The organism is Acinetobacter sp., assembly GCF_045628685.1.
Lineage (GTDB): Bacteria > Pseudomonadota > Gammaproteobacteria > Pseudomonadales > Moraxellaceae > Acinetobacter.
This window is the reverse complement of the sequence record NZ_JAZQPV010000116.1, coordinates 1-24,970: the sequence shown is the minus strand read 5'-3', so window position 1 is coordinate 24,970 and position 24,970 is coordinate 1. Positions and strand designations below refer to the sequence as shown.

The following is a 24,970-nucleotide window of genomic DNA, read 5'->3' as shown; positions in this document are numbered from 1 at the left end:
ATGTCAAATACCGTCAAAAACAATACCAAACTTTGGGTTATTACAGCAGTCGTGATTGCGCTGGTAGTCGGACTTGCAGGCTATCGCTGGATCAATAGCGACAAACACAGCAGCACCCTAAAAATTGGTATTAGCCCACCCTATGCCGAACTTTTAAGAAGTGTGGCGGACGATGTTAAAGCTCAAGGCATCAATGTCGAACTGATCGAATTTTCAGACTGGCAAGCACCCAATGTCGCGGTTCAAAATGGTGATATTGATGCCAACTTTTTTCAGCAGAGTGTGTTCCTGGCCAATGCCGTGCGTGAAACAGGGTATAAGCTGCATGCTTTTGGCAAAGGTTCGGGCAGTCATGTCGGTTTGTATTCGAAAAAATATCAGTCACTTGATCAAATCCCCAATCAGGCCAAAGTCGTGGTGCCCAATGATCCGGTGAATTTATCACGTGGCTTGACGCTATTGGCGCGTGCAGGTTTACTCTCTGTAAAAGATATCAATAATGAATTAACCACACTGCAAGACATCACCAGCAACCCGAAACAACTCAAGCTGATTGAAGTTGAAGGCCCACAAACAGCGCATGCTTATAACGAAGCAGATCTGATTATGGGCTTTCCCCATTATTTAAAAATGGCAAAAGTTGCTGATCCCAATTCAGCACTCATTATTGACCCGGTGAATAAAAAATACGCCATTTTATTTGTGACGCGTAAAGACTATCCCGATCATGAGCAAAAGCTGGCCACCTTTGTAAAAGCATTCCAAAACTCTGCCAAAGTTCGTGAAATTTTGAATGAAGATTTTGGGCAAGGTATGTGGTTTGAAGGCTGGAAATAAGGAGAATAATCATGGTGAGTTTTGGTTCACAAATCGATTTTTCAGTGCCACATATTCAAATTCGGCAGCTGAATAAATTTTATGATGTACAAGACCGACAGGTGCATGCACTTAAAAATATTAACCTGGATATTCCTCAAGGCAAGATTCTGGGCATTATTGGTAAAAGTGGTGCGGGCAAATCATCACTGATACGTACCTTAAATGGATTGGAACAGATCAATGAAGGCAGCATTCATATCCATCAACAGGAAATAGCGACTCTAAATCATCAGAATTTAATTCAGTTGCGCCAGAAAATTGGCATGATTTTCCAGCATTTTAATTTAATGTCAGCCAAAACGGTTTGGGAAAACGTTGCCCTGCCGTTAAAAATTTCAAACCTTAATAAGGCGGACATTGAACAACGCGTGAATGAAGTACTGGAACTGGTTGGGCTGAGCGATAAGGCGCAACATTATCCGTCACAGCTTTCTGGTGGGCAAAAGCAACGTGTCGGGATTGCCCGCGCTTTGGTCAGCCATCCTGAAATTTTACTCTGTGATGAAGCCACTTCTGCACTGGATCCAGAAAGTACTTCGGTAGTGCTTTCTCTGCTCAAAGAAATCAATCAAAAACTGGGCATTACCATTGTCCTGATTACCCATGAAATGCAGGTGATCCGTGAAATCTGCGATCAAGTAGTAGTGATTGAAAAAGGTGAAATCGTGGAATCCGGGCAAGTCTGGTCTGTGTTTTCCAATCCTGAACAGCCAATTACCCAAGAGCTACTCAATCTGGAACAACTGGATTTACCTTTTGCTGTTTATCCTGAAAAGGACAACACAGTTTCACATACTATTTTAAAACTGAAATATGCCAGTGAAGCCAGGCATTCACCTGACCTTGCGCAGATTCTAAATCGCTTTGGACATTCGGTGCATTTGTATCAAAGTCATATTGATACCATCCAAAATCATTTGGTTGGCACTTTAATTGTGGGTGTAGCTGATCTAGAGATTGATCTCCAGCAACTCACGCAACAATTAAAAAACCAAATTGCACATATAGAGGTATTGGGCTATGCACGACCAACTCATTGATCTGTTGATCACGGGCACCATCGACACCTTATTGATGGTCGGTGTTTCCGCATTTTTTGCCTTGCTGATTGGTTTGCCAATGGCCGTGATTTTGGTTAACACCTCGGAACATGGCATTTATCCTTCGAAAAGCATTAACCAGTCGTTGGGATGGATCGTGAATATTACCCGATCAATTCCCTTCCTGATTTTAATGGTCGCGCTGATTCCACTGACTCGACTCATTGTTGGCACCAGTTATGGGGTATGGGCAGCAGTGGTTCCACTGACCCTTGCCGCGACACCTTTCTTTGCACGTATAGCCGAAGTCAGTTTGCGCGAGGTCGATCAAGGGTTGATAGAAGCTGCACAGGCCATGGGCTGTAACCGCAAACAGATTGTCTGGCATGTGCTGCTTCCCGAAGCACTACCCGGTATTGTGGCAGGCTTTACCGTGACTTTAGTCACCATGATTAATTCATCTGCCATTGCCGGTGCTATTGGTGCAGGCGGTTTAGGCGATATTGCCTACCGTTATGGTTATCAACGTTTTGATATGCAAATTATGCTGGCCGTTATTTTGGTACTGATTGTTTTAGTCATGCTGATTCAGGCAATGGGTGACACCTTGGCTAACCAACTGGATAAACGTAAAATTTAAACAATATACATTTCAGTTGTTTTCAATAAACATGAAAGCCATGACCTGACTTTGTGATGGCTTTCATGTAAAATCAGCCACAATTTTTAAAGAATACTTTGTGAGTCATTTCATGGGTTTTAATTGCGGTATTGTCGGCTTGCCGAACGTTGGTAAATCTACACTTTTCAATGCATTGACTAAAGCTGCGATTGCTGCAGAAAACTTCCCGTTCTGCACCATTGAACCAAACACCGGTATCGTTCCTGTACCCGATCCACGTTTAGACAAATTGACTGCTATTGTAAAACCGCAACGCGTGATTCCCACATCTATGGAATTTGTAGATATTGCCGGTTTGGTTGCAGGTGCATCTAAAGGTGAAGGCTTGGGTAACCAGTTCCTTGCCAACATCCGTGAAACTGATGCGATTGCACACGTTGTTCGTTGTTTTGAAGATGAAAACGTGATTCACGTCAATGGTAAAATTGATCCGCTTGATGACATCGCAACCATCAATACTGAACTTGCACTTGCTGACCTTGAAGCAGTTGCGAAAGCAATCACCCGTTTATCAAAATCCGCAAAAAGTGGCGATAAAGAAGCGATTGCAACCAAAGCAATTTTAGAAAAAATCCAGCCATTGCTTAATGAAGGTAAACCGGCTCGCGCAGCTGACTTAGATGATGACGAACGTAAACTGGTTCGTGGTTTTGGTTTAATGACTTTAAAACCAACCATGTACATTGCCAATGTTGCAGAAGACGGCTTCGAAAACAATCCACATTTAGATGCAGTTAAAAAATTGGCGGCTGAAGAAAATGCTATTGTAGTTCCACTGTGCAACCAGATTGAAGCAGAAATTTCTTTGCTTGAAGATGAAGACCGTGCTGAATTCCTTGAAGCAATGGGCATGGAAGAACCAGGTTTGAACGTGGTCATCCGTGCAGGTTACTCACTTCTAGGTTTACAAACCTACTTCACCGCCGGTGTACAAGAAGTTCGTGCTTGGACGGTTAAAATTGGCGCAACTGCACCTCAAGCGGCTGGTGTGATTCATACTGACTTTGAAAAAGGTTTTATCCGCGCTGAATGTATTGCTTATGATGACTTCATTCAATACAACGGCGAAGCTGGTGCGAAAGAAGCAGGCAAATGGCGTTTAGAAGGTAAAACCTATATCGTTCAAGATGGTGACATTTTACACTTCCGTTTTAATGTTTAATCGTTAAAACCCAAAAGCCCCGACTCATTCGGGGCTTTTTTATGACTATGTCATCACTCAATTAGTCTGATGTTGCAGAGATATGCTTACTCTCCATTTCGGCACGTAACACACGCCCATGATCAAGCATGCGTTGCTCCAGATCTTTACGAAAACCGAGCATGAACACCATTTCTGCCAAAACAAATAATGGTCCGATGGCTAAACCAATAATATCATCGGTAAAAGCAGGCTTTTTCTTCTCATAAAAATGTCCCACAAACTGAAATACCCAACCCAGCACAAAGATGCCAATACTTAAGCTTAACCAAGCGCTAAGTGGCAGATGGGCAACTTTCAAAGCCAATGGATAGGCCGCAACCAGAATAATTAACATAATCGAAGCAAAAATACGATCCAGACTAAAATAGTAAATACTGGTGATGACAATAATCACCAAAGCTAAGGTCAGCTCCATTTCTGACAGCATCACTGCGGCTCTTGCGGTTAAACACAGAATAGCAAAGACAATCAAAGGAATACCCACAAAATGGGTCAAAATGTTTTTGTGATTTAGGTGATACGCTGCATACTGGCTTAACAGCTGTTCTAATTTGGTCATGTTATTCTTCCTTGTTACACTCATCCTTTCACTATATAAAAAAACTCAAGACAAAGTTGTCGGCTAAATGACAACTCATATTAAAAAAAGGAATTGAAGTGCTGTCACCCATTTATATTGCTCATTTAGAACAGAATGCTTGGTTTTCAAAATTGCCTTCAGTGTTCAAGGAATTTATTGTGGAGCATGCTGTGCAACAGCATTTTGCCAAGGAACGGGCTATTTTTCATTCAGGCGATCTATTCAATGGCATCTATGCGGTTTTAGAAGGCGCGGTTCGCTTAGGCTATATTGATATTGAAGGTAAAGAATCAGTGGCGGCAATTGTGGAACCGATTATGTGGTTTGGTGAAATTTCACTGGTGGATACCCAGCCTCGTTCGCACGATGCGATCGCCATTCAAAAAAGTTTGATCCTGCATATTCCAAGTACAGCCATTCAAAAGCTACTCAATAAACATCCCCTTTTTTGGTATCACATCGCACAATTGACCAGCCAAAAGTTACGTTTTGCTTTTTTAGAGCTGATTGCAATTCAGACGCAAAGCCTCACCCAACGTTTAGCGCAGCGCTTAATCTTTATATTAAATGGCTATGGCAATCATTTAATGATTGAAACAAACACCATTCATTTATCTCAAGAACAATTGGCGCAAATGCTGACCTGTTCCCGACAAACCATAAACCAAGAACTGCAAGCCTTAGAGAAGCAGAGTATTTTGCGGCTTTCTTTTCGGAAAATCGAAATTTTAGATCTGGGTGAATTGCACCGAATCGCGCATTCATCTTCAAGCTTTTAAACAACAAATATATATAAATAATATCTGAATGATTGAGAGACAGTACCGTTGCAGTATTTATCTTATTCAGGCCTTATTAGGCTTATATTAATGTCTCACTCATCATTCTTATATCGATCCATTATGAACGTAACTGGCAAACATTTACGTCATCAAAACCATTTGTACATGGCGCAACTTCATTTTCGCTTCCTGATAAAGATTGAATAGCCTCTACTCGTTCAGATGCAGCTACTACACTACTCAAAGCACCTACTGTGACTGCTAAACTTATTGATAAAAAGACTTTATTTAACATTTTTTTATGCTCCTATTTAATGGCTTTACTAAATTTATATAAAATTTGATTAACATATCTACTCATTAAATAGCAATTAATATACACCTATTATCATAAAGCGATAATTTTATATACTTATCAAGTTATTGTTTTAAGCTCTTATTGATTCTTTTAACCTATAAGTAAGTAAAATAAAATTCAAAAAAATTGGATAAAAAAACGAGGTCTTTGCCTCGTTTCATTTCATTTAAACCCCTTTCTTTTTCGGGTCAGTATTTCCAAGTTCAGGATTATCGATTGCATCCTTACATTGTGCTTTATCGCGTTCGTAATCTGCCTGCTTTTGTGCAACCGAACTCGATTGCCCTCTCGTTTCACGCGCCCATATTTCCAGACTGGTCAACGCTTTACGGCATAATGCATATTTACCTTCAGTCACCGAATCAGTCATTTTTACATTAATACGCCAATCAGTACTTAACTTGCGGGCAGGTTTACGTACCTGTTCTTCCAGCACATCCAGCTGTTTTGCATACACCAGCCCATCAACTTGGTTCATGAATTTCCAGGCTTCATTGGCATAGCTGGTCGCATCATTACTGAGCTTGGGTGCAGCTTTAATTTCAACTTTCTGTTTCGGTTCTTCAGATGAGTTACCACAAGCCTGCAATACAAAAATATTGCACAGCACAAAAATCATCACTATTGCACGTGATTTGGACGCTAACATATCAGCTGCCTATACAAACATTTCGGCACTATGCTAGTGAATTCGGGTAGAATACTCAATCACCATTTTACCCTCTTTGTCTAACTTTCCTTAGGTGTGTCGTGTCTGAGCACAAACCCCCTCCAGTACAAGCTGCTGGTTTTTGGCAAGGCGCTAAAGATAGTCAAGCCATTGTTTTTACCTATCTTCCTGTATCTTTTGCTTTCGGTGTTTCTGCGACACAATTTGGCTTTACCCCTTGGGAAGCCCTGTTTTTATCCTGCTCCATGTATGCGGGTGCCAGTCAATTTTTAGTGGTGGCTTTACTCGGTAGTGGTACATCAATCTGGATGACAGCGCTTACCGTAATTGCGTTAGACATTCGCCATCTGCTTTATGGTCCTGCACTGCAAAACCTGATTCAAGATAAATTAAACCTAAAAAAAACAGCATTCTGGGCGTGGGGACTAACCGATGAAGTCTTTGCCTCAGGAATGATTAAGCTGTCGCAACGTCGACAGGAATGGTCAGAGTCCTGGATGTTGGGCATAAGTCTGTTTAGCTGGATGTCGTGGGCCTTAGGTTCATTCTTGGGGGGCTTATTTGCGGACCAGGTCAGTCACTTACCGCAATTCTTGCAAGCCGCGCTGGATTTCCTGCTTCCTGCACTGTTCTTAAGTTTCTTGCTTGCCGCCTTTGAAAAGAAACATACTTTAATAGTCGCTGTCTGTTTAATTGTTTCAGCCATCGCCTGCTATTTCATTAATTTGTCGGCAGCAATTTTCATTGGGATTCTATCCGGTATTTTGGCAGGTTTATTTAAGCACTATGTTTTAAAACAGCATGATGATGAATTTGGAGAAGCGCATGAATCTTGAAATTATTCTGGTGGGCATCATCGTCGGGATTGCCAATTTTGCATCACGTTTCGGTCCTTTTTATATCATTCAAAAACATCAGCAAAACTCGCAAAAGCGTGGCTCGGTCTGGATTAAAATCGCCTTAGGTAGTATTGGTATTGCCGCAATTAGTTCCATGCTGGTGGTTGCCACCCTTCCACCGTTGATGGAAACACCGGATAAAAGCTTTGCCATGTTGATTGGTTTTTTGACATTAGCCGGACTGTATTTCAAGTTTAAGAAAATCGTGCCTGCGACTTTAACAGCAGCCGTGATATATGGTTTGATTTATACTTACGTTCCTGTTCATTTTTAAAAAACTAAAGATTTATTTTATAATTAACAAATGTTTATGCTAATTTAAGTGTATAAACTTTTATAAGAACAAAAATAGGGATCATCCGGCATGTTTGAGCCAAAACATATGATTGAAGGAAAAATCTTTATTCATCAACGTCGTGATGAATTACTTCATATTGTACATACTCTATATCGACCGGGGTGTTGTTTTGAATGTTTCATGGGCAGTCAAAATTTTGTAGGGCATTTTATTGAATTACATTGTGAACCTGCAGATCTGGTTCGTGTCATTTATATTAAGCAACACAATAAAAATAAAATCATTGCAATGCTTAACCAAACTCAGCAAATTTTACATCTGCACCCACTTAATATTGTATTTAGTCGCTGGAGCTATATCCATTATGTGCTTCCGAACTTGCTTCAAGTATTTGGCTTTTGCTTCGGCTTACTCTTTGCATTTTTCACACTAGCAGCCGTTTCGTTAGAGCAATTTCAACTCTCTACCGTATTCATTGATACAGTCCAATTTTGTGGAGCTGGGCTGCTATTGTTTACGCTGTTCTTCGTGCTGCCTATTGCGCTACCCTATCTGTATTTTCAACGTAATCAAACACTGAAAATTTTGTCGCTACTTGATTTAGATACTCGTCGAATATTGAAAATAGAGAAATTAAAGCTGATACGATCTAAATATCAAAATAATTTCTTAGTAAAATTATCTAAAACTTATAAATAAAATTGTTAGACAATATCATTATTTTATGTGAATCCAGGCTTAACACTCCAATCAGTTCTGCTATGCTAAAAGCCCATAAAATCAAGCATGGATGATTTACATGAGCGTGACTATTGGTACTCCCTTTCAAGCTTCTGCATTTAAAGTTTTACTCTTGGGTTCAGGAGAACTGGGTAAAGAAGTGGTGATTTCGCTACAACGTCTTGGTGTGGAAATCCATGCAGCAGACCGTTATGATCACGCACCTGCCATGCAAGTTGCACATTATTCTTATACTTTAAATATGGCAGATGCCGAACAACTCAAACAACTTATCGAACAAGTTAAACCCCATCTCATTATTCCTGAAATTGAAGCTATTGCAACGCAAGTTTTAGTCGATATTGAAGAACAAAACATTGCGACTGTTATTCCTTCAGCAAAAGCCGTTAACCTGACTATGAACCGTGAGGGTATCCGCCGTTTGGCTGCTGAAGAGCTGGGCTTACCGACTTCAGCTTATCGTTTTGCCGACTCGATTGAGTCTTTCCGCGCTGCTTGCGATGACATTGGCTATCCAAATTTTGTTAAACCGGTAATGTCTTCTTCAGGTAAGGGACAATCTCGTGTTAAAAGCTTTGATGAAGTCGATGCCGCTTGGGAATATGCCCAAACAGGTGGTCGTGTAAATCAAGGTAAAGTGATTGTGGAATCGCAAATTGATTTCGACTTTGAAATTACCTTACTCACAGTTCGCGCTAAAAATACTGAAACAGGTGAAATCGAAACTCAATACTGCGACCCGATCGGACATCGTCAAGATGCTGGTGACTATGTTGAAAGCTGGCAGCCTCAAGCCATGACTCCTGCCGCATTGGAAGAATCTAAACGGATCGCGCATAAAGTAACAGCAGCCTTGGGCGGTTGCGGTATTTTCGGGGTCGAACTGTTTGTCAAAGGCGATAAAGTATGGTTTAGTGAAGTATCACCACGTCCACATGATACGGGGCTTGTGACACTTGCCTCGCAATTCCAGAGCGAATTTGAACTGCACGCACGTGCCATTTTAGGCCTGCCTGTGAATACCATACGCCATAGCGTTGCAGCAAGTGCAGTTATTTATGCAGGCGTTGATGACAGCAATCTTTCATTTTCTGGCTTAAATCTTGCTTTGTCTAATCCAAACACAGATTTACGCCTTTTTGGTAAACCCGAAGGTTTTAAACGTCGTCGCATGGGTGTTGCAACTGCACGTGCTGAAACAACCGACCAGGCACGTGAACTCGCACTACAAACGGCAACTCTAGTCAGAGTTCAGCAAAACTAAACGTATCACCTTATTTACGGACCCCTGTTCATGATCAATACCTCTCCACTGTTAAATTACGTTAAAAGTAACCATGACATTCAGGCGATCAATCAATGGCGCACAGATGTGGAAAAGCAGCTTCAAGATGGTTTTGAAAATGGACAGTCGATTCGTGAAGTGATTTTAAGTCGATCGAATCTGATTGATGAAGCATTACAGTTTCTCTGGAAACATGCTGAACTGGATCAGACTGATCTGGGACTATTTGCCGTTGGCGGTTATGGTCGTCGGGAAATGTTGCCCTATTCCGATATCGACATCATGATTTTATCGGAAGATGAAATCACGCCCGATCGAGAAAAGTTGATTTCAACCTTTATCTCATCATTATGGGATGTAGGGAATTTCAAACCGGGCATTAGTGTACGCACCATTTCAGAGTGTGTAGAACAGGCCACTAGTGATTTAACTGTGGCCACAGCCCTGATTGAGTCACGCTTGATTATTGGCAATCAGCATTTGGCCAAATGGCCGCGCCGGATCGTGTCACAAACCTGGACAGACAAGACCTTTTTTGATGCCAAAATGGATGAGCAGGCACGACGCCATGCTCAACATAACAATACCGAAAGCAATCTCGAACCGGATATTAAAAATGCCCCGGGCGGTATTCGTGACATCAACCAAATTGGCTGGATTGCAAAACGTCATTTCCGGGTCAATCGTATTTATGATCTGGTACATTTAGGTTTTATTTCCGATTTTGAACTCGGTGTTTTAGAAGAAGCAGAAAGTTTCTTGTGGGAAATTCGCCATCATTTACACCGCTTAACCAAACGCGATGAAAACCGTTTATTATTCGATTATCAGCGTGATATTGCAGCCCTGTTCGGCTACACCCGTGAAGAACATCACTCACAAAACTATCCAATCGAACAATTCATGAAGCGTTATTATCGTAGCGCGCAGCAAGTATCCACACTGAATGAAATGCTGCTGGCTTATTTTAATGAATCGGTCATTACGCCTCGTTTACCCAACTATGAACGCAAAATTGAAGAAATTAACGAAAACTTCAAGTTGGTGGATGGCAAACTTGCGGTACAGCATCATAAAATTTTCTCGGAACGCCCAAGCGCAATTCTAGAAATCTTCTATTTATTGGCCAATCGTCCGGAAATTGAAGGCATTCGCGCACGTACTTTACGTCTTCTGATCCTTGCTGCAAAACGCATTGATCAAAACTATCGGGATAATCCTGAACATCAAGCCTTGTTTATGGCGATTATTCGTTCACCACATCGTCTTTATGAGACGCTAGTTGCGATGAAACGATATAGTGTTTTGGGTAATTATATTCCTGCATTTGGTCAAATTATGGGTTTGATGCAATATGACCTGTTCCATATTTATACTGTAGATGCGCATACCTTACTTTTACTACGCAATTTAAACCGCTTTAAAGAACCTGAATTTGCCAAGGATTTCCCTGTGGTGAGTTCAGTCTTCCAGCGTCTTGCACGTCGCGATATTGTCTATTTGGCCGCTTTATTCCATGACATTGCCAAAGGCCGTGGCGGGGATCACAGTGAACTAGGGGCAGAAGATGCCATCAAGTTCTGTCGCAAACATGGCTTTACCGAGCGTGAATGTAATCTGGTCGCATGGCTGATTCAAAGTCACTTGCTCATGTCCATGACTGCGCAAAAGAAAGATATTTCCGATCCAGACGTGGTTCAAGCGTTTGCTGAAAAACTCGGCGATATGGAACATCTGGATTATCTGTACACATTGACCGTGGCCGATATTAACGCGACCAATCCAAAACTTTGGAATACCTGGCGTTCATCACTCATGCGTCAACTTTATACCCATGCACGTGATGTGATTCGTACCGGTCTTGGTCGTCCTGTCGATTATCAAATGCTGATTGAAGACACTAAATTCGCAGCCAGCGAACTGCTGGTTAATGATTTCTCCCTCTATGATGTAGAAACCATCTGGCAGGAACTGGGCGATGAATATTTCATTAAAGAATCGGCTGATGAAATTGCCTGGCATACCCGTGCCATCTTGCAACATGGCAACAATACTGAACCTTTGGTATTAATGCGTGCCCATCGTCAATTTGCACAAGATGCAGTACAGATATTTATTTACACACAAGATCAGCCAAATTTATTTGCCACGACCGTTGCGGTATTTGACCGGATGAATCTGGATGTTCAAGATGCGCGAATTATTACTGCATCTACTGCATTTAGCCTGGACACCTATGTCGTGCTTGACCGTTTTGGGACTTTGTTGACCGATCCTGAACGTGAAAAAACCGTGATTGAAGCTTTAGTCAAAGCCCTCAGTCAATCAGATAAATATCCGGGTTTAATGCAACGTCGCATTCCACGCCAGTTACGCCATTTCGATATTGAAAATACCGTCGACATCACCCTGAATGCCGCGCTACAGCAAAACATGGTTGAAATAGCCACACTTGACCATCCAGGTTTACTAGCCAAAATAGGCGGTTTATTTATGATGCAAGGTTTGGATATTCTCTCTGCTAGAATTGCAACGCTGGGGGAACGCGCAGAAGACATTTTCTTTGTCACTAAAAAAGATGGCATTCCGATGTCTGATTCAGAGGCTAAAACTTTTGCTGCCCAATTAAAATCAGCACTCGATGAAGCCTCGAATCAAGTCTCTGGCCAACATTAACTTAAATTAAGCGGTATCGATTTCATGAACTCAAGTTTGTCATTATTGCACCCCTATCCTTTTGAAAAGTTAAATAAACTTTTTCAGGATATTCAACCTGCAGATTTACCACTCATTCCATTATCGATTGGTGAACCGAAGCATCCTGCGCCAGAGTTTGTAAAACAAGCAATTATTGACAACTTCAAGCATTTGTCGACTTATCCAAATAGCAAAGGTTTACCTGAACTACGCCAAAGCATTACCAACTGGCTAACCCGTCGTTTCAAGCTAAATAGCATTAGTGCTGATAGCAATGTTCTTCCGGTTTCAGGAACACGCGAAGCGATCTTCTCTTTTGTTCAGGCTTTAATAAACCGTGAAGATGCACCCTATGTAGTGATGCCAAATCCTTTTTATCAAATTTATGAAGGCGCAACTTTGCTTGCAGGTGCAAAACCCTACTTCATTAACTGCACAGAAGAAAATAATTACCTCGGCGATTTTGATGTGGTGCCTGCGGAAGTCTGGGAAAAAACAGCATTACTGTTTGTCTGCACACCGGGCAATCCAACAGGTGCTGTATTGTCTAAAGAACAGTTCAAGAAATTGATTGAACTTTCAGACAAATACGACTTTGTCATTGCTTCAGATGAATGTTATTCAGAACTCTGGTTTGATGAATCGCCTGTGGGTTTACTTGAAGTTTGCGCTGAAATTGGACGTGACGACTACAAAAACTGTATCGTGTTCCATTCCCTTTCTAAACGTTCAAACTTACCGGGTATGCGTTCAGGTTTTGTAGCAGGTGATGCAACCTTACTTAAACCTTATCTGCAATACCGTACCTATCACGGCGCAGCAATGCCGGTTCAGCATCAACTGGCATCAATTGCTGCTTGGGATGATGAAGCTCATGTGGAAGAAAACCGTAAACTTTATCGTACCAAGTTTGAACTGTTCCAAAAAGAGCTCGGTCACTTATTGCCCCTCAAAAAACCGGATGCAGGTTTTTATTACTGGTTAAAAGTCGACAATGATGAAGCTTTTGCAAAAATGCTAATGGAAAAAGCGCACATTAAAGTGCTTCCGGGACGTTACCTGTCTCGTGATACCGAACAAGGTAATCCAGGTGAAAACCATGTGCGTTTAGCTTTAGTTGCAGATATTGCGCAATGTGAAGAAGCCATTCAACGTCTAAAAGCCATTCTCTAATATTTCAAGTAACAATCTGCTTCACAATAATCCACTGTTTTTTCAGTGGATTATTTATTTCCCACTCATCAATTAAACTATAAATAATTTTTCGGTCGACTATGACAATAGATTCAATTTTTTGCCTGCATTACCACATCCATAACTGTGGCACCAAGTACTTTTGAGCCTGTACTTTTCAATATTTCGACTTTGGCAATCATTCCGATCTTTGTAATTACGGTAATTGGTGGACCCATCAAAACCAATATAGTAAGACTGGGAAAAATGTTTTTTTGACATTTGAATGCAGCATATAAATGAATTAAGGGCAATCCTAGGATTACCCTATATATTTTGAAAAAAATTACTTGGCTAGTGCAGCTTCTACTTCACTTTCCAGATCTTCTGGTTTTGTCGTGGGTGCAAAACGATTTAAAACTTTGCCCTCTTTACCAATCAAAAATTTGGTAAAATTCCATTTGATCCCGTTACCTAAAACCCCCTTACTATTATTGGTCAAATAACGAAATAAAATATGGGCTTCTGGCCCCTTAACATCGACCTTTGAAAACATAGGAAATGTCACGCCATAATTTTTTTGACAATAAGCCCCAATTTGTTCATTAGAGCCTGGATCTTGCCCACCAAACTGGTTACAGGGAAATCCCAAAACCTCGAAACCTTGATCTTTGTATTTCTCATACAACTTTTCAAGACCTGCAAACTGGGGGGTAAAACCGCATTTACTTGCAGTATTTACAATCAATAAAACCTTGCCTTCATAATCGGCAAATGATTTATTTTTTCCATCTAACAACTCAGCCTCAAACTGATAAATGTTGGTCATGGATAGGTTTCCTCGTCATTTTTTTCTTGTGTTTTTAATTCTAATGAAGCTGAATTCACGCAATAGCGTAATCCGGTTGGCTGTGGACCATCTTCAAAAACATGCCCTAAATGTGCGTCACAATGATGACAAACAATTTCGGTTCTCACCATACCATGCGTCGTATCCTGATTTTCATCAATTACGCCACTGGCAATGGGTTTGTAAAAACTTGGCCAGCCACATCCACTGTCATATTTAGTGTCTGAAGAGAACAATTCAGCGCCACAACAGCGACAAATATACGTTCCTGCTTGTTTGGTATTCCAGTATTTTCCTGTAAATGCTGGCTCTGTCCCCTTTTGTCGCGTAACGCGAAATTCGTCTGGTGATAACTCTCTTTGCCATTCTCGGTCTGTTTTATTGAGTTTTCCCATGGCTACACACCTTCTTTCTTGCTATTTAAAATAAAATAATCCTATATTTACGTCATTCATATTTAAATTTCTAGTCTTTCGTTAACATTTTACAAAAGACCTATAATTTTCCTAAAAAAGCAAAAAGTAAGCAATGCTTAAAAACAGAGTGAGCAATTTATTTAAGAAATGCTTTTTTGTGAGCAAATTTAGTGTTACTCTTTGTCATAAGCTTGCTCAGGATTAAAAAATGTCGCAAAAAAAGAGCGTTATTTTTAAAAATTTGCTTCCTTTGATTAAACAGTATCAACAGGCAGGATTTACGCACGAAAAAATTGTTGCTTTACTTCGGGATGAACACAATCTTGATTTAGTAACAACTGAGACATTTAAAAGTTATTTATATCGTTATGCAAAAGTGACCTCCACTCCTTCCGAGAACATCAAAATGCCGAACACTTTCCAAACCCCTCGCGAAATTAAGAAATCGTCTAAGCTCGAGCATGTATGCTACGACATTCGCGGACCTGTGTTACGAGCGGCCAATGAAATGGAAGAAGCCGGTCACAAAATTATTAAACTTAATATCGGTAATCCCGCCTCATTCGGCTTTGAAGCGCCACAAGAAATTATTAATGATGTGGCTTTAAACTTGCCCAATGCCGTGGGTTATACAGACTCGAAAGGGATTTTCCCTGCGCGTAAAGCGATTTGTCAGTATTACCAGCAAAAAGGCATTTTGAATATGCAGGTCAATGATGTGTATATCGGTAATGGCGTGTCTGAACTGATTGTCATGGCAATGCAAGGCTTGCTAGATGATGGCGATGAAATGCTGGTTCCAATGCCAGATTATCCATTATGGACAGCTGCGGTAAACTTGTCGGGTGGTACAGCTATTCACTATAAATGCGATGAAGAAAACTACTGGTATCCAGACATTGCGGATATGGAAAGTAAAATCACGCCAAATACACGTGGTATCGTGATTATCAATCCAAATAACCCAACTGGTTCTGTTTACCCACGTCATGTGCTTGAGCAAATTGTTGCTTTAGCGAAAAAATATGACCTGATCTTATTTGCTGACGAAATTTACGACAAAATTATTTACGATGGGATCGAGCACGTTTCTGTCGCTGCATTAGCGGGTGACCATTTATGCGTTTCATTCAATGGCTTGTCTAAAGCCTATCGTATTGCGGGTTACCGTTCAGGCTGGATGGCCATTACCGGTGATAAATCACGTGCAATGGACTACATTGAGGGTTTGGACATGTTGGCGTCAATGCGTCTCTGTGCCAACCATCAAGCGCAATATGCGATTCAAACCGCTTTAGGTGGTTATCAGTCGATTAATGACCTGATTCGTCCGGGTGGCCGTTTATATGAACAACGCAATATTGCATGGGAAATGCTGAATGAAATTCCGGGTGTATCTTGTGTAAAACCTGAAGGTGCAATGTACTGCTTCCCTCATCTTGACCCTGAAATTTACCCGATTCAAGATGATGAAAAATTCATGCTCGACTTTCTACGTGCTGAAAAAGTGTTACTGGTTCAAGGCACAGGCTTTAACTGGCCAACTCCAGATCATTTCCGAGTGGTATTCTTGCCAGCTGAAAATGAATTACGTGAAGCGATTACCCGTTTAGGCCGCTTCCTGGCAAAAATGCGCTAATTTCTGAAATAAAAAACTGCGTTAATTAACGCGGTTTTTTTATGGCTGCTATTTAGTCTTTAAGCGGATTGCCATAGTGTTTTAAATATTCAATCCCTAATTGCCGAGAACCCTGATTATTAATATGGTTGGTGTCTTTATTTCGGTATAAAGGCACATTGTTGATCATAATTTTACACGTCTGCTGATTACACATCGCCTTCGCAGGATCAATAATTTTCAAGCCAGGGTATTTCAGTTGTGCTTCTGCAACAATTCGATTAAATTTCCTGAGCTGTTTCTCATAACTCTTTTTAGAAACAGTACATTGGGTCTGAGTATTCAAAATTTCATTGCGTAGATTACAATCGGCCGGCACTCCATCTCGATCTAGCCGAGGTACATCATTAAGCAATATGACTTGATCACTGGACTGATAGGCAATTTCCAGTGCTTTCATAAAACCAGTTTTAAATATTTCTTCATTGGAATGATGAACGCCATCTTCCAGTTTCACCTCATGACCAAAATACGGCACATATGAACCCGCTAAAATAATGGTGGAATAATGTGTTTTTGCAAGATGCGCGGTAATGGCATCATTTCTTAATTTAAATTTGCTCAGCTCTTCCCAACGATTAAAATTAGATTCAAAACGCTGCACGCCAGGTAAATAGAAAGTTGAACTTTGAGTGACGTCATAGCCGCGTAAACTGGCATCTTTAGCCCATACATCCAGCATCGCGGTATAACTGTTGGCATGAGAATCGCCAATCAATAAAAAATCGATACTGGCTTTCGCTTTGCCCAACACACAATCATCCTGATCAGGTAATGCTTTCGGGTCGTCAATATCCATACATTTATTTCGGATCACATGCGCAAATGAATTGAGTGCTTGTTGCTTGATATAAACAGACTCAGGGAATCGATCTGGAAAACCATTATTGATATTAACGGTCTTTGCAATAGCAATAAAACTAAGGGCTGGCATCAGGAAGCCAATGAATATCACTTTGTAATTCGCTGTCATTACAAAACGTTTGCTTGGTTTTTCAACCAGTTGATAGGTTAAAAATGCCAACATAATGGACAACAGTACAATTACAGCCTGATTTTCTGCGTTTAATGGCCGCATATAAATGCCAAACAATACGATAATAGGCCAGTGCCACAAATACAAAGGATAAGAAATTCTTCCAATCCAGGTACTTATAGGATTGTTGAGCAACACGTTACTTGAAGGTGAACATTGCCCCAGATAGATAATGAAGGCTGTCGCCAAACACGGGATAAGCGCCATTGCTCCCGGAAATGGAGTCTTTTCATTAAAATAAGCTCCTGCGGCAAACAATACGATTAAACCACCCCAAACCAGACTTTGTGCTATTTTTTTTGGCAGCTTAAGTTGTGGTAAAAAGCCAATCAACGCACCAATGAGCAACTCAAAGGCACGTACTGGCATACTGTAATAGGCCTTCTCTGCATTTTGGGTCAATTTATGCTGGGCATAAAACAATAAGGTCACGACTAATGTCGTGACTATAGCCCAGGTATATTTACGCGATACCTTTCCAACAAACAGCAATAACAATAGAGGCCAGAAAATATAGAATTGCTCCTCTACCCCAAGCGACCATAAATGCAATAAAGGAATACTTTCAGCACTCTGGCTAAAGTAATCTCCTACTTCATTGCGCATATAGATATTTGCCATCAACAAAGTTGCGTACATGACACTATCAAAATATTGAGTCAGATCACCCGGTAACATCACCTGCCAGGCAATGATGCTCACAACGCTGAGCACTGTAAAATAGGCAGGTGCCAAACGTACCACACGTTTCTTATAAAATCGTGCGATGGAAAATCGTTTGGATTGAATATCATGCGTTAAAATGATGGTAATCAAATAACCTGAAATCACAAAAAAAACATCGACACCAATATATCCTCCAGAAAAGAAAGATAATCCGATATGGTTAAAAATCACCAATAAAACGGCGATAGCTCTTAAGCCATCTATATCAGCGCGATACGAGAGATTCATAATTACAAAAAGTAGAATAAAGTAGCGGCATTGTATGCCTTTATCGAAAAAATTCAATTTTCAATAAAGGGCTATACATCTTCCAATGCTATAAGAGTTGTCTTAAATATTACTTGATGATTCAAACATCAATATTTTTGTAGCCTTTGTAAGATCTGTTCCTATTCATTGCTTGAGACTCATGTTATTTATTGTGTTGAATCAATATGAAATAGCTGCGAGCACACGGATGTCCTCAAGCAATATCAGGCTTAGTCTTTTTTTATGCCTCAGCATGTGTTTAGGAATTGGTATTTTACGTTTTTTATACTGCTTTGTTACCCAGCACACGTGAAGCTTTTCAATGGACCACGGGATTTGCCAGTCTTTTAGGGAGTGCCAATTTACTGGGTTATCTGATCGGTGCATTTTGGGCCATGAAACTCTCGCAGACCAAAATCATGATCTTCTATATCCAAAGTGCTGCCATCGCAGGCATGTTGAGTTTACTCTGCTGTGCCTTTTCTGATTTCCCCCAAATTTGGTATATCTTTTGGCGCGTCATTTCAGGGATAAGCGGCGGATTATTAATGATCTTATCACCTTGTGTAGTGGCACAATGCTGCGACATTCAAGATCGCTTTAAAATCAATTTTATTGGCTTTAGTGGTATTGGACTTGGAGTTTTATTAGCTACGCTTTTCTTGCCTTAGTTAGATCAAATTTCGACACAAACAGCATGGCTTATTTCGTGTGGTTTTGCGCTTATTATTTGCGTTTTCCTCAGCATTTTATTACAACAGTTTAAACCTCATCTGTCTGCACAATCTACCCAAAGTCCCACTAAAGTAACGCTCAACAGCCTGTTTTATAGTTTACTGATCGTATACGCTTGCAGTGCATTTGCTTATATCCCCCATTCCTTGTTTTGGATTGACTATCTCGTTCATGAGCTGGAGAATCTGTTGTGGATCAATCTCAACTGGATTCTTTATAGCTTAGGAAGTGCGCTGGGAGCTTTTTCAGCTTATCTACTGGCCAAAAAAATTCGGCAATTTCAGTGCCTTAAAAATGCTTTATAGCCTTTATATTCTGGCTATTTTTATTGCGGTTTTAAATGTAAGTGCTTTTCTGACTTTTGCTTCCTCCTTCTTTACAGGAATGCTCAATCCAGCAGTGGTGTTTTTGACCTCTTATACGATTTTACAGCTTTATGGTCTGGCATATAAAAACTCTGGAGTATTGCCACGCTGTGTTTTGCATCGGTACAGCTGATTGGCGGTTTAAGTTTTAGCACCCTGCAACTTTTCGGGATCACCTATCAGCAACAGTTTATTCTGGCTGCTCTGGTTTTATTTTTAGGAACATTGCAACTGGTGTGGTATATGCATTTAAGCAAAGACCAGATCACTAAACAGAGCAATGAAGTTTCTACCCCCTCAAGAAGATGGCACTAAATATGGATAGGGGTTAATTGCTCCCTGCCTATTTAAATAAATCCCATAATGCAAATGTGGCGGAGTATTTCTAGCATTGCCTGTATTGCCAACATAACCAAGGATTTCACCGACTTCTACCCAGTCGCCTTCTTGAATTTGATCGGCATAATCATCTAAATGTGCATAATAATGCCGACTTAAATTCGGACCGGTAACCCAAACGACTTTACCGCCTAAATTGTTAGTGCCGACCCGAGAAACGATTCCTTGAGTTGCACTGAGTACCGCTGTTCCTCGCTTGGCAAAAATATCAATCCCTTCATGCTTTCGCCCTTCACTACGCGCGGCCCCCCAAGTGTCATTAATTTGGCGAGGTTTAATATTTTCAACCGGCATAGCAAGTTGTACAGGCAAATCCATTTTTTGTAATTGTATGTATAAAATGGGATAACGCATGCCTGCTGCCTCACCAGATGGCGGCGGCTGACAACCTGAAAGCAGCATGAATGTAATCATTAAACTGAAGCAGGAAATCTTTGTGAACATTTTTCGATGCTGATGCATTAATTTCAAGAATTAAAATAATTTAATCTATTTCATCTTAGATTTTTAGTTCTATTGAGTGAAATATGATTTCTGTAAATATAAAAACCCGCAAAGAGTGGCTAATGCTGATCAGTTAAGTGGGTTGACCCTAAACTCCCTAGCTTTTGGATTATTCACAGCAGAGTCTTATTTTTTAAAATCAAACATTTGGAGTTAGACAGTTGTTTTGTTTGACCAAAAGAACCAAAAGCATTTGTCATTCGCAAAACTCGTCCACTACCACCGAGTAGCAAATTCATCGTAGAAATAGTAAGTTCTTAATATAATCCTGTCTCAAACAGTTGCGAATGATGTTCCTCGTATCAAAAACATGATGGATTCAAAATAGAAAATGCCAGCCAATTTCTTAACTGACTGGCATTACACAACGAGTGGCGGGATGTTCTAATACAAGGTTTAAGTCCCAGACTTATTCCATATTTTCAATGACTGCTTGACCAAATTCCGAACAGCGCAATAAAGTCGCATCTGGCATTAAACGCTCGAAGTCATAGGTAACCGTTTTTGCAGCAATCGCACCAGAAACACCTTTAATAATCAAGTCGGCAGCTTCCGTCCAGCCCATATCACGAAGCATCATTTCAGCAGACAGAATAATTGAACCTGGGTTTACTTTATCTTGGCCTGCGTATTTAGGTGCAGTACCGTGAGTGGCCTCGTACATCTGGATTGCGCCACCAATGTTTGCTCCCGGCGCAATGCCAATACCGCCCACTTCTGCTGCAAGCGCATCAGAAATGTAATCACCGTTCAAGTTAAGCGTTGCAATGACTGAATATTCGGAAGGACGCATCAGAATTTGTTGCAAGAATGCATCAGCAATAACATCTTTAATTACGATTTCTTTGCCGTTTTTAGGGTTCTTGATGCTTATCCAGGGCCCACCGTCAATAAGCTCACCGCCAAAACGTTCAAGCGCGACTTCATAGCCCCATTCTTTAAACGCACCTTCGGTATACTTCATGATGTTGCCTTTATGCACTAAAGTCACGCTTGGCTTGTTATTGTCGATCGCAAATTGAATGGCTTTACGGACAAGACGTTGAGTCCCTTCTTTCGATACCGGTTTAATACCGATACCACAATTCTCTTCGAAACGGATTTTAGTCACACCCATTTCTTCTTTCAGAAATTTGATGACTTTTTTAGCTTCTGGTGAGCCCGCTTTCCACTCGATTCCAGCATAGATATCTTCAGAGTTTTCCCGGAAAATTACCATATCAGTTAGTTCAGGATGTTGAACTGGAGAAGGAACTCCTTTAAACCAGCGCACTGGACGCACACATACGTACAGGTCCAATTCTTGACGTAAAGCAACATTGAGAGAACGAATACCACCGCCAACAGGAGTGGTTAATGGACCTTTAATAGAAACGACAAACTCACGAAGCGCCTCGAAGGTTTCTTCCGGCATATAAGTACCATAGATTTTATCTGCTTTTTCGCCGCAGTAAACTTCCATCCATTCGATCGAACGTTTGCCAGCGTAAGCTTTTTGAACTGCAGCATCTACCACTGCTTTCATTGCTGGTGTAATATCCACACCAATACCGTCGCCTTCAATGAAGGGAATGATGGGATTGTTAGGAACATTCAGTGACAGATCTGCTTTTACGGTAATTTTGCTACCATCTACTGGCACTATGATCTTCTGATAACCCATTGTACTTGTTCTCCCAATTGTTATTTTATCTGGCAAATTTCAACCTTAATTGCCAATATTCGATACTTTCGACTTATTTTCACCCATATTATTCTAATCGAATTTAAGTATCTCTGAGATTTATAGGGGAAATAACGCCATTTCTCGCTGAAATAAAACTCAATACTCCAGTATGGATGATTATCAAAATCGTCATTTTCTATGAAAATTTTCATTCTTAGTCATTCTGCAACCTTCATTCTTTAATGCTTTATATTTATCTACTCAATATATGTTAAAACCATCTAATAATAACTTTAATCTGTTTTAATCAATTTTTATTGAATGTAAAATAGTGATCTTTAAAGTCATGTAAATTTTACTGATAGTGATATATACAATATAGCTAGCCAGGGTCAATCAAAATTACCAAGTCATTTTTTGCCCCCCCATTCAGCATCATACTTATGCGATCCAGAATCCCCTAATATATTATTCACCGATATAGCAATTTCAATGCTCTAACCTGTACACGGTAAAACACAATAGTAAGCCCAATATTGAATTGGACTTACTTATTATTCTAAACAATTGATTTACTCTTCATCTTCTATAAGATCGCCCTCGTCAGGGAGATTAGGATGTCCATCATCATCAGCAGGATCAACACTTGAACCATCTTTGGTAATAATGTTGTATATCTCATCCTCTTTCTTATCATCGATGAACTCTTCATCCTCGAGGTCTAGAGGCTCTGCATCATCATCAAAATCTAGTGGCTTTTCATCATCTATCATGGCGATCCTTCACTTATTTAACCGAGAAAATATTATGGTTAAACACTTAAAGGTGTTATTCAATAGTTAAGCATTATCATTTATGTAACTCTCACTTGAGAATATAGGGATAAACCATAATAAACCAGAGAGATACTTGTATTCATTTATAGGGCTATATCCTACTACAAGTATTTTGAGTGCCATAAATCCCAACAAAAAAAACCACACTCAAGAAGTGTGGTGGCAAAATAGTACCTCAAGGATTTTTCAAATCTATTAATTTTAAAATCTATTCACTCATTAAAAGCGATAACCTATCCCCATATATGTAATAAGTGGATCAATATCAATTTTTGTAGAGGAGTGAATCAAGCGATTGCCTGAGTTATTATCAATAACATCAATATTGACACGATTATTTAATTTCGCATAAGACACTGAAGCCACACCATACCAGTTCGCAGTTAGATCATATGTTGCACCTAGGGTTATAATTGGTGCAATTGCATCAGTTGTTTTTATTTTAATGGATGGATCTGCGCTAGAAAGTTTTTTATCAAGTGCTGCACCCGCCTTATTATCAAGTACGTTTTGGATCATATGTCCAGCAGCGATCAAATCTGATTCAATACTTGAATTTAACTCAATCTCATTAAAATAGGCATACATAATTCCTGCCCCTACGTAAGGACGAAATTTGTTTACCCCAGATTTACCAAACTGGTATTGCGCTTCAATCGCTGGTGTCCAAGCGCGTGCTGTTGAAGCTACGGCTTTATTACCCAAATTCGTAACAGGAATAGCTTGTTTTAAACCCAAACCATCTGGAAATAACCCATCGGAAAACGAACCCGGAGTTAATGTTGCGTGCCCACTCAAAGGTGCATAGATCTCGCCTTTGCCTTTAATATCAACTTCAGGCGGAATACCACCAATAATCTGTAATGAAACATTATCATTAAGATAATAGTTAAAAGTTAGGCCTAATGTATCAACATCATCTGCCTCTAATCCCGTTCCTGCAGAACTCCAATTTTGCAGACCTTCAATTCGGGCAATACCTGTTTCATCTGCTCTAACGTTACCCTGACCATCCCCAACAAATACCTCTAATGCTCCAGCATCACGAATATCAATTAATATATCTTTTGCAACAAAGGTCGCTCCAGTGTCAGGATCGGTTGAAATAAAATCAGGATCAATTGAATTAACAAATGCTTCTTCACTAATAATTCCCACAGTCGAAATATGACCATTTTTGACTAAAGTACTGGTGTTAAATGCATTCGCTTTTCCTTGTGGCATCACATGTAGCCAGCCAGCCGATACTGAAAAACGTTTTACTCCCTCAGCGTAACTTAAATTTGCTGTAACAAGTAATGATGAGGCAATGGCTAATTTTTTTAATAGTTGACTATTACTCATTTTTTATCCCTTTTAATAATTCAAAGTCATCATGACAATGATCATCAAAAATACATAAAAAAATTACACTTGTAGAGTAATAAATAATTCTAACTAATAAGACTTATTATTAATAATATACTTATTAAAAGATAATAAATTCCTAATTTAAAAAATTATTTTTAAAAAACAAAAAATTATTTATAATATGGCTTAAATTTAAGAACAATAAATATACATATTAAATATATATAAAAATTAACTTTATGTGACACAAATCACATTTTATAAATTTAGATTAGCTTGATCTTCTTCTTTTTTAATTGAAAAAGTTTTAATTATCAGATTATTTTTCAACCAATTTCTAAAATCAAAATTTAAATATTGTTTTTACTGCTTAATTTTAGGCAAAAAAATATCTCCGGAGAGCTGGGCAAAAAAATTAAAAAACGACAGCGATAGAGGAGAATTCTATATATGAAATTAGATTATTTTCTAATCATGGACAAAACATTTCATTAGAATTCAATTTAAAAATTAATAAAAAGTCTACTTAACTCTCCCAACTTAAGTAGACTTTTTAATTCACAATTTTTTAATTTTAGTTTTCGAATTATTGGAATGACCACAAGATATCATTGAGAACCTCCTAAATAAGTAGGTTTTATACAACTGGTCTGTTTCCAAATGTTCCAGTTAAGTTATATTTTTTAACAACTTGCCTAAATTTTAGACATTCAATCATTTAAATTAAAAAAATTAGGGTCTGTTGACATTTCAAGTATAGAATTTACCCGATAAAGGTAGCCAAATAAATACACAAGCTAATGCAACTGCACCCTCATAGCTACACTTTAGCTTATCATATCGTGTTGCTATTCCTCTGAACTGCTTTAACC

The 24,970-nt window shown here is 39.7% G+C and carries 22 protein-coding genes and 2 pseudogenes; 13 read left to right on the top strand and 11 right to left on the bottom strand.

Features of this window, described 5'->3' with window-relative positions; all coding sequences use genetic code 11:
- From ACKI4H_RS14760 to ychF, 4 genes are all read left to right on the top strand, one after another.
- Nucleotides 1-837 (top strand): MetQ/NlpA family ABC transporter substrate-binding protein, encoded by an 837-nt coding sequence (locus ACKI4H_RS14760; RefSeq protein WP_407307039.1) that lies wholly within the window; start codon nt 1-3, stop codon nt 835-837.
- Between the two features lie 11 nt (nt 838-848).
- Nucleotides 849-1,919: a methionine ABC transporter ATP-binding protein gene (locus ACKI4H_RS14755; protein WP_407307036.1), complete on the top strand. Its 1,071-nt coding sequence runs from the start codon at nt 849-851 to the stop codon at nt 1,917-1,919.
- On the top strand, nt 1,900-2,559 hold the full coding sequence (locus tag ACKI4H_RS14750; protein ID WP_407307034.1) for a methionine ABC transporter permease: 660 nt from the start codon (nt 1,900-1,902) through the stop codon (nt 2,557-2,559). Before ACKI4H_RS14755 ends, ACKI4H_RS14750 begins: the two co-directional genes overlap by 20 nt.
- Before the next feature lie 112 nt (nt 2,560-2,671).
- Nucleotides 2,672-3,763, top strand: coding sequence for a redox-regulated ATPase YchF (ychF, locus tag ACKI4H_RS14745; RefSeq protein WP_407307032.1), 1,092 nt, complete (start codon nt 2,672-2,674; stop codon nt 3,761-3,763).
- A gap of 61 nt (nt 3,764-3,824) precedes the next feature.
- Here the strand turns inward: ychF and ACKI4H_RS14740 are convergent, their stop codons facing one another.
- Nucleotides 3,825-4,364 (bottom strand): DUF962 domain-containing protein, encoded by a 540-nt coding sequence (locus ACKI4H_RS14740; protein ID WP_407307030.1) that lies wholly within the window; start codon nt 4,362-4,364, stop codon nt 3,825-3,827.
- 98 nt (nt 4,365-4,462) lie between these two features.
- On the opposite strand from ACKI4H_RS14740, the gene ACKI4H_RS14735 reads away from it, so the two are divergent.
- Nucleotides 4,463-5,164, top strand: coding sequence for a Crp/Fnr family transcriptional regulator (locus ACKI4H_RS14735; RefSeq protein ID WP_407307028.1), 702 nt, complete (start codon nt 4,463-4,465; stop codon nt 5,162-5,164).
- 121 nt (nt 5,165-5,285) lie between these two features.
- On the opposite strand, the gene ACKI4H_RS14730 is transcribed toward ACKI4H_RS14735, so the two are convergent.
- Both ACKI4H_RS14730 and ACKI4H_RS14725 read right to left on the bottom strand, forming a co-directional pair.
- A complete protein-coding gene (locus tag ACKI4H_RS14730) occupies nt 5,286-5,462 on the bottom strand; it encodes a hypothetical protein (RefSeq protein ID WP_407307026.1) in 177 nt (58 codons plus the stop codon).
- 229 nt (nt 5,463-5,691) lie between these two features.
- Nucleotides 5,692-6,174 (bottom strand): hypothetical protein, encoded by a 483-nt coding sequence (locus ACKI4H_RS14725; protein WP_407307024.1) that lies wholly within the window; start codon nt 6,172-6,174, stop codon nt 5,692-5,694.
- A gap of 101 nt (nt 6,175-6,275) precedes the next feature.
- On the opposite strand from ACKI4H_RS14725, the gene ACKI4H_RS14720 reads away from it, so the two are divergent.
- From ACKI4H_RS14720 to dapC, 6 genes are all read left to right on the top strand, one after another.
- Entirely contained in the window at nt 6,276-7,031 is a 756-nt protein-coding gene (locus ACKI4H_RS14720; RefSeq protein ID WP_407307022.1) for an AzlC family ABC transporter permease, read from the top strand.
- Nucleotides 7,021-7,368: an L-valine transporter subunit YgaH gene (ygaH, locus tag ACKI4H_RS14715; RefSeq protein ID WP_407307020.1), complete on the top strand. Its 348-nt coding sequence runs from the start codon at nt 7,021-7,023 to the stop codon at nt 7,366-7,368. The genes ACKI4H_RS14720 and ygaH overlap by 11 nt, the downstream gene beginning before the upstream one ends.
- A gap of 90 nt (nt 7,369-7,458) precedes the next feature.
- The gene (locus ACKI4H_RS14710) at nt 7,459-8,091 is read left to right on the top strand and encodes a hypothetical protein (RefSeq protein ID WP_407307018.1); all 633 of its coding nucleotides are present in this window, start codon (nt 7,459-7,461) and stop codon (nt 8,089-8,091) included.
- A gap of 91 nt (nt 8,092-8,182) precedes the next feature.
- The gene (gene purT, locus ACKI4H_RS14705; RefSeq protein ID WP_407307016.1) at nt 8,183-9,397 is read left to right on the top strand and encodes a formate-dependent phosphoribosylglycinamide formyltransferase; all 1,215 of its coding nucleotides are present in this window, start codon (nt 8,183-8,185) and stop codon (nt 9,395-9,397) included.
- 30 nt (nt 9,398-9,427) lie between these two features.
- The gene (gene glnD, locus ACKI4H_RS14700) at nt 9,428-12,094 is read left to right on the top strand and encodes a [protein-PII] uridylyltransferase (protein WP_407307014.1); all 2,667 of its coding nucleotides are present in this window, start codon (nt 9,428-9,430) and stop codon (nt 12,092-12,094) included.
- A 24-nt stretch (nt 12,095-12,118) separates the two neighbouring features.
- Entirely contained in the window at nt 12,119-13,288 is a 1,170-nt protein-coding gene (gene dapC / locus ACKI4H_RS14695; RefSeq protein ID WP_407307012.1) for a succinyldiaminopimelate transaminase, read from the top strand.
- A 346-nt stretch (nt 13,289-13,634) separates the two neighbouring features.
- Here dapC and ACKI4H_RS14690 read toward each other — a convergent pair whose 3' ends face one another.
- Complete coding sequence (locus ACKI4H_RS14690; RefSeq protein WP_407307010.1) at nt 13,635-14,117, bottom strand: glutathione peroxidase; 483 nt, start codon at nt 14,115-14,117, stop codon at nt 13,635-13,637.
- Nucleotides 14,114-14,533 carry a peptide-methionine (R)-S-oxide reductase MsrB gene (gene msrB / locus ACKI4H_RS14685; RefSeq protein WP_407307008.1) on the bottom strand — a complete coding sequence of 140 codons (420 nt, stop codon included), beginning with the start codon at nt 14,531-14,533 and terminating at the stop codon, nt 14,114-14,116. The genes ACKI4H_RS14690 and msrB overlap by 4 nt, the downstream gene beginning before the upstream one ends.
- Nucleotides 14,534-14,762: 229 nt before the next feature.
- Here msrB and ACKI4H_RS14680 point away from each other — a divergent pair, with 229 nt between their 5' ends.
- Nucleotides 14,763-16,193 (top strand): pyridoxal phosphate-dependent aminotransferase, encoded by a 1,431-nt coding sequence (locus ACKI4H_RS14680; protein WP_407307006.1) that lies wholly within the window; start codon nt 14,763-14,765, stop codon nt 16,191-16,193.
- A 52-nt stretch (nt 16,194-16,245) separates the two neighbouring features.
- Here ACKI4H_RS14680 and ACKI4H_RS14675 read toward each other — a convergent pair whose 3' ends face one another.
- The gene (locus tag ACKI4H_RS14675; protein WP_407307004.1) at nt 16,246-18,222 is read right to left on the bottom strand and encodes an acyltransferase family protein; all 1,977 of its coding nucleotides are present in this window, start codon (nt 18,220-18,222) and stop codon (nt 16,246-16,248) included.
- Between the two features lie 229 nt (nt 18,223-18,451).
- On the opposite strand from ACKI4H_RS14675, the pseudogene ACKI4H_RS14670 reads away from it, so the two are divergent.
- A pseudogene (locus ACKI4H_RS14670) lies at nt 18,452-19,658 on the top strand (YbfB/YjiJ family MFS transporter).
- Here ACKI4H_RS14670 and ACKI4H_RS14665 read toward each other — a convergent pair.
- The 5 genes and pseudogenes from ACKI4H_RS14665 to ACKI4H_RS14645 all read right to left on the bottom strand — a co-directional run.
- On the bottom strand, nt 19,641-20,186 hold the full coding sequence (locus tag ACKI4H_RS14665; RefSeq protein ID WP_407307002.1) for a M23 family metallopeptidase: 546 nt from the start codon (nt 20,184-20,186) through the stop codon (nt 19,641-19,643). The pseudogene ACKI4H_RS14670 and the gene ACKI4H_RS14665 overlap by 18 nt on opposite strands.
- 469 nt (nt 20,187-20,655) lie before the next feature.
- Nucleotides 20,656-21,909 carry an NADP-dependent isocitrate dehydrogenase gene (gene icd / locus ACKI4H_RS14660; protein ID WP_407307000.1) on the bottom strand — a complete coding sequence of 418 codons (1,254 nt, stop codon included), beginning with the start codon at nt 21,907-21,909 and terminating at the stop codon, nt 20,656-20,658.
- A 575-nt stretch (nt 21,910-22,484) separates the two neighbouring features.
- On the bottom strand, nt 22,485-22,685 hold the full coding sequence (locus tag ACKI4H_RS14655) for a hypothetical protein (RefSeq protein ID WP_407306998.1): 201 nt from the start codon (nt 22,683-22,685) through the stop codon (nt 22,485-22,487).
- 282 nt (nt 22,686-22,967) lie between these two features.
- Complete coding sequence (locus tag ACKI4H_RS14650) at nt 22,968-24,092, bottom strand: OmpW/AlkL family protein (RefSeq protein ID WP_407306996.1); 1,125 nt, start codon at nt 24,090-24,092, stop codon at nt 22,968-22,970.
- A 756-nt stretch (nt 24,093-24,848) separates the two neighbouring features.
- Nucleotides 24,849-24,970, bottom strand: a pseudogene (locus tag ACKI4H_RS14645) (IS5/IS1182 family transposase); the annotation flags it as partial.